The sequence below is a fragment of the Mycobacterium sp. NPDC003323 genome (genome assembly GCF_053589535.1).
The window spans coordinates 1-12,215 of the sequence record NZ_JBSFSB010000005.1; the positions used below are offsets into that span (position 1 = coordinate 1).

Sequence of the window (12,215 nt, forward strand, 5' to 3'; positions counted from 1 at the left end):
TTCCGCAGGCTTCTAAAGGTGTGCTGCAGGGTTACAACGCGCAAGCGGCCGCGACAACCGGGCATATCGTGGTCGCTGCTGAGATCACTAACGCCACCAATGACCAAACCCAGTTCGTGCCCATGACCGCCGTGGTGACCGCCAATCTCGCGCAGGCCGGACACCTCGGCGGGACTGGAACGTTCGTCGCCGATGCGGGGTACTGGAGTAGCGCTAACGGCACCGCTGATGTGGGTGCTGAGGTGTTGATCGCGACGCGAAAGTCTGCGTGGCGCAGGGACAACAAGCCCGATGACGACAAGTTGGCCGTGCTGGCCAAGGTGAACCGTGGTGAGCTTTCCCAACGCCAGGCCGGTGCGATCCTTGGCGTCTCCTACACATGGGTGCGAGATATGACCAAGCGATACTTCGGTCGAAACGGACAACTCATCACTCGCAGCGCCGAACCGCAACCCCAGGAATGGATTCCGGTCATTGAACGCCTCGCTGCCGGTGAGATATCGCGACGGGCCGCCAGTGACCAACTCGGTGTCTCACCGGCGAGAGTCAAAACGATGCTCGCACACGTCCAGGACGGCGTCATCGACCCAGCGATCGCTCGGAATGCTATGAACGACAAACTTGCTCAACCAGAAAACGCCAAGATCTACCGTAAACGCGGCGTCAGCATCGAACCTGTCTTCGGCAACATCAAAGCCAACCTCGGATTCCGCAAATTCTCCCTCCGCGGCCATGCCGGAGTACACAGCGAATGGCGCCTCATCTGCACAGTCCACAATCTGCTCAAACTCCAGCACGCACCTGCCTGACCGAAGCGGCCCCATCCACAATCACCACCCACCAGCGCAACCGCTACGCCACGGATTCATGCGACACCCTCAACAAGATCAAATTGTCCAGCTCAGTCGCCCCGCCATGCTCCCAATGCACCAGATGATGCGCATGCAACCCACGCGTGGCCCCACACCCAGGCACCCGACACGTCGGGTCCCGATGCTCCAACGCCCGACGCAACCGCCGACTGATCGTGCGCGTGGCCCGACCCGCCCCCATCGGAACACCGTGACGCTGCAACCACACCTCACACGTGGCATCACAAAGCAACAACTGACGCTCCGCATCAGAGAGCACCGGACCCAAATGCAGCGCCGCCGAACGCTTGTCGGCGTCATAATGCACCACCACCGTGGTGCGCGCACCATGCGGGCGCGCCGCCACATCGGCATCCCAGCCGGCCTCGATCACACTCATGAACGCATCCACATTGTCCGGGAACGGCGCCGCCGGATCAGCCGGCAACCCCGTATCAACCTCGACCCGGTCGGTGGCGGCCTCACGCACCTGCTGGGCCTCGCGGTCCCGCGTCCAGTCCGCGACCAACGCGTCCTTGTGTGAGGCCAGCGCGGCATCAACCTTGGCCGCCTCCAACTTCGGCAACCGGATCTTGTAGGTGGTGTACCCGTCACGCTCCCAGCTGGAAAACGACCGCTTCGGCTCCCCCTCGGGCTCCGGCTGCGGGCGCGGTTCCTGCTTGACCGCGGTCCGCAACTGCGTCACCGTGGCGGTCTTGGCCAACTCGGCATAGTGCTCATCGGAGCCATCGGCGGCATGCTCGGCGATCACCCCGAACTGATCGATCGACAACTGCCCCTCCCGCAGACTCGCAGCCAGCCGGGGAAACACCTCCAAACGCTGCGCGATCGCCACCACCACCTCGGCATTGCGCGGTGACATACCGAACCGCCACGCCACCAACTCCGCCAACGATCGACACCCGGTATGACCCCACAGCGACGGACCCGCCCCGCCATCGATCTCGGCCACGATCTCCACCAACCGACCATCCACGGCGTTGCGTTGGCCGATCAGCTCAGCGGCCTCGTCATACAACCGCAACAACCGATCCGACACCGCATCGACCACATGAGCCGCGTACGGCGTTGTCGGAGGAGGCATATCACCATCCTAAAGAGGAGGTCCGACAAGTAGATTCGCCCAAAGCCGTCGCAGGACGGGGCGCGTCGCGCACACTGCTATCTCATGAACGTCAGGAGGGCCGCACGGTGCGTACGCCGGTGATCCGTGGTCGGTTGACGCCGCTACGCCGATCGCGTATCAGCCGGTACCGCGGTGGCTGGGCGTTGGTGACGGGCGCCGCGCGTGATGTCGGTCTGGGATATGCCTTCGCGCGACAGCTTGCGGCCGAGGGCCTCAACCTGATCCTGGTCGACGTGCTGGCGGAGGAGCTTGCGGCGCGAGCGGCCGAATTGCGGGTGGATTTCGGTGTGGATGTGCGCGCAGTGCCCTGCGATATGGCTGATCCCGATGCGATTCAGGAGATCGTGCGCGCCGCCGAGGGTCTCGTGGTCGATGTGCTGGTGTGCAACCACATGTTCACCCCGCCGGATACGCCACGCATCCTGGACATGCCACTGGACGTGCACCGCCGCATGATCGATATCAACGCCAGGGGTTACACGGATCTGGTGCACGTGTTCGGCAATCAGATGCGGACGCGAGGTCGAGGGGCGATCATCCTGGTGTCGTCGGGCGTCGGGCTGACGTCGAGTCCGTTCACCGGTGCCTACAGCGCGAACAAGGCGTTCCAGATCTGTCTCGGTGAGGCCCTGTGGTTCGAGATGCTCGGCAGCGGGGTCGACGTGCTGGTGATGGTCGGCGGCCTGATGAACACCCAGGGCGACATGTTCGACACCTATCCGCAATGGCTGATCTCCGAACCGCCCGACGTGGTGCGCCGGGTCCTCGGGGCGGTGGGTCGCAAGCACATGCTGGTGCCCAGTCTGCCGAACCGGTTGTTCCTGCTGGCGCAGACCCGGCTGATGTCGCGCCGGCGCGCGGTGATGTCGATCGGGCGGTTCCAGGCCAAGGGGCTCGGGAAGCAGGATGGCGCCTAGGACGTTGCGTTTCGCTTCCGGACGCGCCATTCCCGATACCACTCGAACACGATCAACAGCAGGTGCAGCGGGCCCCACTCGAAGGGAATGTAGTCGCGCGCCTGGACCAAACGGCTTGCCAGCTGCGGGTTTTCGTCGTGCATGATGCGCCGTGCGCGCTGCGCATGCAGCGTGTTCGACGCGACCATGACCACAGCACAATCGGCCAGGACTTCCGCTGAGTTCACGACGTTTTCGACGGTGGTGGTGGATCGATCCTCGATCACGACGTTCGCCGGCGGCACCCCCAGCACCCCGACGGCATAGTCCGCCATCATCTTCGCCTCGGAGATCGGCGTGTGCACTGCGGCGCCGGAGAAGACGAACAGGGCGCGCTGCGGGTCCACCGACCGCACGGCAATGCGCACCCGCCATCGATCGACGACCGATTGCGGGCACCCCAGCACCAGCACACCCACCCGGCCCCGCGGTGTGTCCACCACCAGGTCCCGGGACGCGCGCCAGGTCTTCCACTCCGCCCAACCGAACAGCCCGACGAGGGCCGCCGCGGCACCGGTCTGCCATACCCGCGGGAAGTTCATCCCCACCATTCGACCACAGCGGCGCGGGGACCGTCCGTCGTGAAGTGGGGCGGGCGGGGCTCGAACCCGCGACCAAGGGATTATGAGTCCCCGGCTCTGACCAACTGAGCTACCGCCCCGGCGCACTGCGCGGCACCTATGTTCGCACAGCGCCCTCGCGCACCCCGCACCGCGGTTACGCTCGGTCGGTGATCAGATTCCTGCTGCGCATCGCGGTGTTCCTGGGCTCATCGGCCATCGGGTTGCTGGTCGCGTCCTGGCTGGTATCCGGCATGACGGTGCGCCCACTCGGATTCCTCACCGCCGTCGTCGTCTTCACCGTCGCGCAGGCGATCCTGTCGCCGTTCTTCCTGAAGATGGCGACCCGCTACGCGTCGGCCTTCCTCGGCGGCATCGGGCTGGTGTCCACATTCGCCGCACTATTTCTGGCCTCGCTGTTCTCCAGCGGTCTGAGCATCCGCGGCATCGGGTCGTGGATCGCCGCCACCGTGATGGTGTGGCTGGTCACCGCGGTCGCCACCTTGGTGCTGCCGATGCTGGTCCTGAAGAAGAAGGCTACGAACTGAACACCGGCTGCCCGTCGACCCCGAGCTGGTAGATCTCGAAGCCCTCGGACACCCGGGGTTCGTCCCCGCCGAGCGCGACCGCGATCTTGTTGGTGCCGTTGCGCATCACGTCCAGCGTGATCTCGACCGCCTGCTCGGTCGAGAAATGTTCCAGCACAACGGCGGCGGCCTCGTCGACCGCCGACGGTGTCCAGATCAGCGCGTCGACATAAGCCAGCGCCGCCTTGTGCGCCTCGGTCAGCTGATCGGAGCTTTGGTAGCCCGAGATGTCGTCGTACATCGACTCCGAACCACCGGCATCCAGTGCAGTCGATTCCCGCAGCGACCGGCACAGCCGGCAGTTGTGCGCCACCGCGCCGCGCAACCGGATGATCTCGGTGGTCAGCGGATCCAGCCCCCGCATCGCCCCGACCGCACCGGTGAACGTGTTCAACAGCGCATCGGCCGGATGGGTCGTGTGGTCCCAGCCGCCTGGGTCGGCGAAACCCACCCCCAACGCGTCGAGGCCGGCCCGCACCCGCGGCACGAAGTCGGCGATGAACATCAGCGCCGTCACGCTGAGCACCTCGGCGCCGAACGCCGCCACCAACGCCGACCGCTGCTCGGCCGAGATTCCGGTGACGTCGGTGCTGAACTGTTCGGCGAACTCGACCACCATCGGCTCGGTCTCCGCGGCAGCGGCGGGCACCGCCGGATCTTCGTAGGGCAGCGGCTCCAGACCGAGCGCCCGGGCGCACACCGTGCGCAGCAGCATGTTGAAGCGTCTCAGGCCGTTCGGGGACAGCGCGATCAGGCCGGTCAGATTATCGAGCACACCCGCAGTATCCGCCCTGGACGGCGTCGCGACGGGCGATTACCGAATCCGGTTCTCCCGCGAGCGTGCGCAAACTCCGCCTGAAACGCGGTGTGTCAGCCCGCAGACACGCACGCTCGCCGGGAAAGGTTATTGGGCTTGGCTGACCGAGGACATGTGGAAGTCGGGTATCCGCAGCGACGGCATGGTCGCCCGGGTCGCCCAGTCACCCCATTCCCGCGGCAGCGTCGGCTCACTGATCCCGGCCTCGGTGGCGCGGCGCAGCAGATCGAGCGGGCTCTCGTTGAACCGGAAGTTGTTCACCGCGGCGGTCACCTCGCCGTCTTCGATCAGGTACACCCCGTCGCGGGTCAGCCCGGTCAACAGCAGCACCGCCGGATCGACGGTGCGGATGTACCACAGCGTGGTCAGCAACAGCCCGCGTTCGGTCGAGGCGATCATGTCCGCCAGCGATGCCGAACCACCCGTCATCAACAGGTTGTCCGCCGGAACCGCCACCGGCGCACCGAATTCCGCGGCGGCCGCCCGCGGGTAGGACAGCGCGTTGATCACGCCGTCGCGCAGCCAGTCCACCCGGGAAATGTCCATCCCGTTGTCGAACACCGACACCTGCTCCGAGGAACTCGGCACCGCGACGAACGGTTGGCACTCCTGGCCCGGCGCGGCCGGATCGGAATACATGGTCAGGCCCAGATCGGTGAGCTTCTCCCCCACCCGGGTCCCGCCCGGCGCCGACAGCGCCGAGCGCCCTTCCTGCGCACCGCGGCCGTCCATGCTCCAGCTCAGATAGATCAGCATGTCCGCAACGGTCGACGGTGGCATCAACGTCTCGTACCGGCCCGCCGGCAGATCCACGGTCCGCTGCGCCCAACCGAGCCGCAGCGACAGATCCTCCAGCAGCGCATCGGTGGACACGCCCACGAAATCGGGGGTTCCGACGCCCGCCCAGGCGCTGGCGCCGCCGCGCTTGGCGTTGATCTCGACGGACCCGGTCGGTTGCGTGTAGCGGCGACGCAGTCCACCGGAGGTGGCCACGTAGGTGGTCTCCAGGATGTGTCGGGCATAGCCGTACAGCTGATCGGATCCGCGAAACCCGCGCACCAAACCCGTTGCCACGTCGGCGAACACGTCGGTGCCGGTGGTCGGCGAGAGCGCGTCCCAGTCGGCCGGTGCCGCCGCGGCCGGCAGGGCCGCCGCCGCATCGGTGGCCGCCGGCGCCGTGGCCGCCGCGTCCTGGGACGCCGCCACCAGTGCGGTGATGGCCGCCGGATCGACCTCGGTGGTGCTGACCGACCCGACATGCGCCTGTGCACCGCGGCGCAGCACCGAGATGACGGTGGTGCTGCGCCCGATGGATTCGCCATTGGTGGTCATGGAGTTTCCGGCCCAGCGCAGCGACGCATCGGCCCGGTCGGTCACGATGACGGTGGTCTCGTCGGCGCCGCCGCGTCGGGCCGCCTCGGCCAGTGCCTGGTCGACAACCTGCTGTGGCGCGATCATGAGCGGCCCGATTCTGCTTGGGTGTTCAGGACATTGACGCCGCGGAACAGGGCCGACGGGCAGCCGTGGCTGACCGGGGCGACCTGCCCGGGTTGGGCCTTGCCGCAGTTGAAGGCGCCGCCGAGGCGCCACGTCGACGGCCCGCCCACCGCCTCCATCGAGCCCCAGAAGTCGGTCGTGGTGGCCTGGTAGGCGACATCGCGCAACTGCCCGTCCAACCGCCCGTTGCGGATCCGGAAGAAGCGCTGTCCGGTGAACTGAAAGTTGTAGCGCTGCATATCGATGGACCACGACTTGTCGCCGACGATATAGATGCCGTCGGACACCCGCGAGATCAGATCGGCGGTCGACAGGTCGTCGGTGCCGGGTTGCAGCGACACATTGGCCATCCGCTGGATGGGCACGTGGTGGGCGGAGTCGGCATACGAGCAGCCGTTGGACCGGCCGACACCCAGGCGCGGCGCGAACACCCGATCCAGTTGATATCCGACGAACAGACCGTCGCGCACCAGATCCCAGCTCTGAGCGCGCACTCCCTCGTCATCGAAACCGACGGTGGCCAAACCGAATTCGACGGTGCGGTCGGCGGTCACGTTCATCACCGGTGACCCGTACCGCATGCTGCCCAGCTTGTCCGGGGTGGCGAACGAGGTCCCCGCATACGCCGCCTCATAGCCGATGGCCCGGTCGTATTCGGTGGCGTGCCCGATCGATTCGTGGATGGTCAGCCACAGGTTGGACGGGTCGATCACCAGGTCGCACGCCCCGGCGGTGACGCTGGGTGCCTTCATCTTCTCGGCGAGCAGCGCGGGCATTTCGGCCAGTTCGGCGTTCCAGTCCCACACGTCGTGATCGACGACCGCCTCCCAGCCCCGCGCGGTCGGTGGCGCCAAAGTCCGCATGGTCTCGAAGGACCCGACCGCCGGGTCGACGCTGACGGCGTCGAGCACCGGCTGCACCCGCACCCGCTGCTGCGTGGTCGACGTGCCGAAGCTGTCGGCGTAGAAGGTCTGCTCCTTGACCGCCTGCAGGCTGGCCGAGACGTGGTCGACGCCGTCGGCGGCCAGCAGCCGCTCGGAGTAGTCGGCCAGCACCGCGACCTTTTCGGCGCCCGGGATGCTGAACGGGTCGATGCGGTAGTCCGACACCCAGCTCAGATCGGAATAGACCGGCTCGTCGGCCAGCTCGATGCGCTCGGCGTTCAGCGGTGCCAGCGTGGTCGCCACCCGCACCGCACGCTGCGCGGTCTGCGCGGCCACGTCGACGTCGAGTTCGGCGTGCGAGGCGAAACCCCAGGTGCCGTCGACGATGACGCGGACGGCCAGCCCGACCTCGCGGCTGACCTGAGCGGTTTCCAGCGCGCCGTCGCGCAGCTGCACATTCTCGGTCGTGACGCGGTGGATGCGCAGGTCGGCATAACTCGCACCGGCGGCCAGCGCCGCCGACAGCGCGGCATCGGCCAGCGCTTTGCGGGGTAACGCGAGGAAGTCGGGATCTATCGAGCGGGCTGTCACGGCCCCCACGGTAGCCGCCCGAATCTCAGCGTGTGTGCAGGCCGTACGGCACGGCGGACACGAGCGTCACGACCTGGGTGTCACCGTTGGGCAGCCGGTACTGGCAGCGCTCACCGGTGCGCGCCCCGCTGATCGCCTCCCCCAGTGGAGATTTCACCGAATACACCTCGATATCGCCGTAGTCGGCGCCGCGCACCCCGAGCAGGAAGGTCTCGGTGTCGGAGGTGTCCTCGTAGCGCACGGTGAGCACCATGCCGAGTTCGGCGATCCCGTCGTTGGGCGGGTCCTCACCCACCACGGCGCTGGCCAGCATGTCGTGGATCTGCTGGATGCGGCCCTGCTGCGCGCGGCGGACCGCGACGGCATTGCTGTCCGCCGCGTCGCTGTCGTCACCGTCGACTCCGGTCAGCGTCCACCCGCGCAGCACCTCCAGTTCCTCGAGCAGGCGCGCGTGCGCCTCCGGGGTGAGCCATACCGGGGTTGCGGTCGTCATCAGAGCACTCCTTTGTATCGGTGGTTTGTCGTCAGGGGCGGGCTTTCGCTCTCCGCCCCTGACGACGGGAGAAAAGTCGGATTCAGCGCAGCGGGTCGAACGCGCGTAGCGCCTCGGGTTGTTTGCCCGTGGTGATCTGTTCGGTGAGGAGCCGGCCGGTGACCGGGCCGTGCGCCAGACCCCACATGCCGTGACCGCCGGCCACATAGACATTGGCGTTCACCTGACCGATCACCGGCAGACCGTCCGCGCTGACCGGACGCGGTCCGACCCAGACATCGGTCCGTTCGTCCCACCGCACGCCGTCCAGCAGGCGGGAGGCCGAAGCGACGATCGAGTCCACGCGCGCCGGGGCGATCGGCGCCTCGGGGTCGCGGAACTCCATGGTGCCCGCCACCCGCATCGCGCCCCGATAGGGCGTGCATGCCACCCGCACCGTCGGCAGGTAGATCGGGCCGGGCATCGGGTGGTCGATCGGGACGGTGAAGGAGTATCCGCGACCGGCACGGACCGGCATCCGCACCCGAGGTTTCGTGAGTTCCGACAGCCAGGCACCCGTGGCCACCACGACGGCATCTCCGGTGAACTCCGTGCCACCGGCGCCGCGGACGGTCACCCGGTCGGCGTGAGATGTCAGGCCCGTGACCCGTTCGGTGTGCAGTGCTCCTCCACGCTCGGCGACTGCGCGCCCGAGGGCCTTCACGAAACGTCCCGGATCGATGAATCGCTGTCCGTCGACGGCCACCGCCATGGTCGCCGAACCCGAGGCCAGCGGGACGGCGTCGCGCAGCGCGTCGCCACGGAGTTCACGAAGCTGCATCGACAGTCCCGCCCGCTGCAGTGCGGCGAGCTCCGTGCGCAGTTCGCTGGCCTGCGCGTCGGTTTCGAACAACGCGGTGACCGCCGATTCGGTGACGGGGGCGTCCACTCCGTTCCCGGTGAGCACGTCGAACGCCTCCTGGCATTCGGCGTTCAGCGGCTGGTTCGCACGGATCGCCCGGTCGGCCGACGCGACCGTGCAATGCCGTGCGAAGGTCGCGAGAAACCGTGCCAACCTCAGATCGGGTCGCAGCGGAACGTACAACGGCGCCGCGGAATCGAAGATCGAGCGCACGCCGTACCGCAGCACCGCAGGCTGATTGAGCGGGATGGTCAACGCCGGCGAGATCCACCCGGCATTACCCCACGATGCCCCGGCCGCCGGACCGGTGCGATCGACGACGGTGACCTCGACGCCGCGCTCCTGGAGGAACCAAGCCGTGGACAGGCCGACGATGCCGGCTCCGACCACGACGACATGCCGTGGCCCGCCGTCCATGCGATCGACCGCGACCATGTGTTTCCCCCTTCCGCGTGTGAACCCACTGAGATCATCATCAGCGGCCCAGGACACGGAGGAGTTGCGAAACGCGACAGTTCACACCCGGCCGATTGTCGCGTCCCGACAATCAGTCGGGGTCGAGTGCGGCTAGCTCGATCATCATCGCCAGCCGCTTGCGCGGGTCGTCGACGGCGAGCGCGGTCACCTCGGCCATCTTGCGCAGCCGATACCGGACGGTGTTCTCGTGCACGCCGAGCGCCGCCCCGGCCCGCACCGGGTCGCCCTGGGATTCCAGCCACACCCGTAGCGTCGTGACGTAAGGCGTGCCGTGTTCGGCGTCATGGCGCTGCAGATCGGTCACCGGACCGCGGCTGGGACCGCGACCGGTGTCGACCGCCGTCCGCAACCGCTGCAACACCAGGTCGTCCCAGGATTCGTCATAGGCCGGGGGCTCGGCGGACGGCGCGGCCTCGTGCAGCGCCAGACACTCGTCGGCTTCCCAACGGGCCGCGGCCAACTCGCCCACCTCGGCCACCCCGCTGATACCGGCGACCAACGTCGCCTGCTCCGGCAGCGCCGCGCGCAGTCCGGCCAACCATGTGCGCGCGGGAGCCACCTGCTCGCCGGGCAGCACCGTGTAGATGGTGTTGTCCGACAGTGCGCTGCGACCGGGCCGTGACCACCCGAATCCGGCGGTCGCCTGCTCGAAGGCCACCAGCAGCGCGGTGTGCCGCTCCGGTTGCAGCCGCGCCCGCAGCGCGATGACCCGCAGCGGCCCCGACGGCAGGCCCACCCGGCTGGCCACGGCCACCGCATCGGCGGTCCCGTCGAGCAGGCGCTGCACCGATTCGGATTCCACCTGGCGCTCCAGATCGGCGCTGGCGCGTGAACGCAGCAGATGCAGTGCCACCGTGCGGGCACCGCGCTGCAGTGCCGATAGCGCCGGGCCCCGCAATTCGGCGGCACTGCTGACCCACACCGAACCCAGCAGTTCGCGACCGACGCGGGCGGCGACCACCATGCGGCCCGACAGCCCGAGATCGGGATCCGGGCCGAGGAACAGCGGTTCGTCGGACACCGTGAGGTGGGCGAAGACGCCCCGGCGGGTCAGCGCATCCCGCAGTTCGGCGGGCTGTTGACGGCGCAGGATGGTGTGGATGCGCGCCGCGTCGGCGGTCTCCTGTTCGCGTGAGTAGGCCAGCAGCTGGGCGTGCCGGTCCTCGATGGTGACGGCGGCGCCGATCGCGACGGCCAGGCTGTCGGCCAGCGCGAACAGATCCGTCGGGCCGCGGCCCGATTCGGTCTCCCGGCCCTCCAGCACCAGCCCGTAGACCACCGCCGCCAATTCGCTCCAGGACAGCTCCGGTTCGACCAGCAGCACGGCGATGCCGTCGGGCAGGTCGGCGGGCGGATCGGGATCGCGCACCAGGACCACCGCGGCCCGCGCAGCGACCGCCCAGCCGAGCGCCGCGCGCACCGATGCGGATCCGATCGCCAGCAGCACATCGCCGGCGGCGGTGTGATCGCCGGTGCCCTCGGGGACGACGACGCTGCGCAACTCCGTGCTGCGCGGTACCGCGCACAGCCGGGCCACCACGCCGTATCCGCCCAGCACGTTCACCAGGCGATCCAAGGTGATCACCGGTGCAGCCTAGGTGGTGGCCAAAACGGTGAATCCCTCGATATAACCGGCGACCCCGCACACGACGACCAGCACGGCGAGCGCGATGTAGTCGGCGGACCCGGGCCGCGACGGGGCCGCGGAGAGCTGACCGGCTCCGCCTCGCGCGGTGATGGCGTCACCCATCTCATCGGCGCGGCGCAGCGCCACGGTCACCGCGGCCGCCAACAGATCGATCATGTCCGACACCGCCTGTTTGCCTCGTTCCCGGCGCGATTCCGGCACCTCGCGCGGGCGCAACCGGCGGGCGGCGTAGAGGATGCGGAACTCGTCGATCAGCATCGGGAAGGCCCGCAGCGACAACGCCACGGTGGCCGCCCAGTCGTCGATCGGCAGCCGCAGCCAGCGCAGCGGCCGGCCCAATGTCGAGACCGCCGGGGCGATTTCGGCGACATTGGTGGTCCAGGACACCAGCAGGCCCATGCCCAGCAGCACGAACGACACCGCCGTCACCCGCAGGAACTTCAACAGTCCGCCGAGTTCGAGCTCCAGGCCGGACACCATGACGATCGGCGTGCCGCCGGCGAACGCGGCCGTCACCCCGCCGAACAGAATCAGCAGCCAGATCCAGCCCGGGATCGTCGGCAACGCGCCGCGCGGGATGCGCGCCAGCAGCACCGCCGCCGTCAGCAGCGCGGTGATGAGGGCGATCGGGATCCAGCCCGGATACAGCACCATCAGCACGGCCAGCGCGACGACGGCGATGAGTTTGGTGCCGGCCCACAGCCGGTGGATCACCGTGTCGCCGGGCACCGGCCGCAGCAGGACCAGCGGGCGCTTCTGCTCACTCATGCGGCCCCCTCGCAGGCTCGGGTGCCGCATTCCGTGCT

The 12,215-nt window shown here is 68.2% G+C and carries 12 protein-coding genes and 1 tRNA gene; 3 read left to right on the forward strand and 10 right to left on the reverse strand.

The annotated features are described in order from the left end of the window. A partial coding sequence (locus ACWDUN_RS14115; RefSeq protein ID WP_449929567.1) for a transposase occupies positions 1-809 on the forward strand: 809 nt, incomplete at its 5' end. A 43-nt stretch (positions 810-852) separates the two neighbouring features. On the opposite strand, the gene ACWDUN_RS14120 is transcribed toward ACWDUN_RS14115, so the two are convergent. After that, positions 853-1,956, reverse strand: coding sequence for a DUF222 domain-containing protein (locus ACWDUN_RS14120; RefSeq protein WP_449929569.1), 1,104 nt, complete (start codon positions 1,954-1,956; stop codon positions 853-855). Between the two features lie 107 nt (positions 1,957-2,063). Between ACWDUN_RS14120 and ACWDUN_RS14125 the strand changes: the two genes are divergently transcribed. Next, positions 2,064-2,915, forward strand: coding sequence for an SDR family NAD(P)-dependent oxidoreductase (locus ACWDUN_RS14125; protein ID WP_449929571.1), 852 nt, complete (start codon positions 2,064-2,066; stop codon positions 2,913-2,915). Here the strand turns inward: ACWDUN_RS14125 and ACWDUN_RS14130 are convergent. Both ACWDUN_RS14130 and ACWDUN_RS14135 read right to left on the reverse strand, forming a co-directional pair. Then, positions 2,912-3,373 carry a YdcF family protein gene (locus ACWDUN_RS14130; RefSeq protein WP_449929573.1) on the reverse strand — a complete coding sequence of 154 codons (462 nt, stop codon included), beginning with the start codon at positions 3,371-3,373 and terminating at the stop codon, positions 2,912-2,914. The two genes, ACWDUN_RS14125 and ACWDUN_RS14130, sit on opposite strands and share 4 nt — an antisense overlap. 168 nt (positions 3,374-3,541) lie before the next feature. Further along, positions 3,542-3,615 (reverse strand) — tRNA-Ile (locus ACWDUN_RS14135). A gap of 69 nt (positions 3,616-3,684) precedes the next feature. On the opposite strand from ACWDUN_RS14135, the gene ACWDUN_RS14140 reads away from it, so the two are divergent. Further along, positions 3,685-4,062: a phage holin family protein gene (locus tag ACWDUN_RS14140; protein ID WP_449929575.1), complete on the forward strand. Its 378-nt coding sequence runs from the start codon at positions 3,685-3,687 to the stop codon at positions 4,060-4,062. Here ACWDUN_RS14140 and ACWDUN_RS14145 read toward each other — a convergent pair. The 7 genes from ACWDUN_RS14145 to ACWDUN_RS14175 form a co-directional block, all read right to left on the reverse strand. Next, positions 4,052-4,876 (reverse strand): carboxymuconolactone decarboxylase family protein, encoded by an 825-nt coding sequence (locus ACWDUN_RS14145; protein ID WP_449929577.1) that lies wholly within the window; start codon positions 4,874-4,876, stop codon positions 4,052-4,054. The two genes, ACWDUN_RS14140 and ACWDUN_RS14145, sit on opposite strands and share 11 nt — an antisense overlap. A gap of 129 nt (positions 4,877-5,005) precedes the next feature. After that, positions 5,006-6,376: a metallopeptidase TldD-related protein gene (locus ACWDUN_RS14150; protein ID WP_449929579.1), complete on the reverse strand. Its 1,371-nt coding sequence runs from the start codon at positions 6,374-6,376 to the stop codon at positions 5,006-5,008. Beyond that, positions 6,373-7,890, reverse strand: a complete 1,518-nt coding sequence (locus ACWDUN_RS14155; protein ID WP_449929581.1) for a TldD/PmbA family protein — start codon at positions 7,888-7,890, stop codon at positions 6,373-6,375. Before ACWDUN_RS14155 ends, ACWDUN_RS14150 begins: the two co-directional genes overlap by 4 nt. A gap of 25 nt (positions 7,891-7,915) precedes the next feature. Then, positions 7,916-8,383 (reverse strand): GreA/GreB family elongation factor, encoded by a 468-nt coding sequence (locus ACWDUN_RS14160; RefSeq protein ID WP_449929583.1) that lies wholly within the window; start codon positions 8,381-8,383, stop codon positions 7,916-7,918. Positions 8,384-8,465: 82 nt separating this feature from the next. After that, positions 8,466-9,719 carry an NAD(P)/FAD-dependent oxidoreductase gene (locus tag ACWDUN_RS14165; protein ID WP_449929585.1) on the reverse strand — a complete coding sequence of 418 codons (1,254 nt, stop codon included), beginning with the start codon at positions 9,717-9,719 and terminating at the stop codon, positions 8,466-8,468. A 112-nt stretch (positions 9,720-9,831) separates the two neighbouring features. Continuing rightward, the gene (locus tag ACWDUN_RS14170; protein ID WP_449929587.1) at positions 9,832-11,346 is read right to left on the reverse strand and encodes a PucR family transcriptional regulator; all 1,515 of its coding nucleotides are present in this window, start codon (positions 11,344-11,346) and stop codon (positions 9,832-9,834) included. A 9-nt stretch (positions 11,347-11,355) separates the two neighbouring features. Further along, entirely contained in the window at positions 11,356-12,177 is an 822-nt protein-coding gene (locus ACWDUN_RS14175; protein WP_449929589.1) for a CbiQ family ECF transporter T component, read from the reverse strand. Positions 12,178-12,215: the final 38 nt, after the last annotated feature.

Bases quoted from the DNA above. Each gene is read 5' to 3' on its own strand.
- ACWDUN_RS14120 (WP_449929569.1), bottom strand. From the start codon at position 1,956: ATGCCTCCTCCGACAACGCCGTACGCGGCTCATGTGGTCGATGCGGTG.
- ACWDUN_RS14150 (WP_449929579.1), bottom strand. From the start codon at position 6,376: ATGATCGCGCCACAGCAGGTTGTCGACCAGGCACTGGCCGAGGCGGCC.
- ACWDUN_RS14160 (WP_449929583.1), bottom strand. From the start codon at position 8,383: ATGACGACCGCAACCCCGGTATGGCTCACCCCGGAGGCGCACGCGCGC.
- ACWDUN_RS14165 (WP_449929585.1), bottom strand. From the start codon at position 9,719: ATGGTCGCGGTCGATCGCATGGACGGCGGGCCACGGCATGTCGTCGTG.
- ACWDUN_RS14175 (WP_449929589.1), bottom strand. From the start codon at position 12,177: ATGAGTGAGCAGAAGCGCCCGCTGGTCCTGCTGCGGCCGGTGCCCGGC.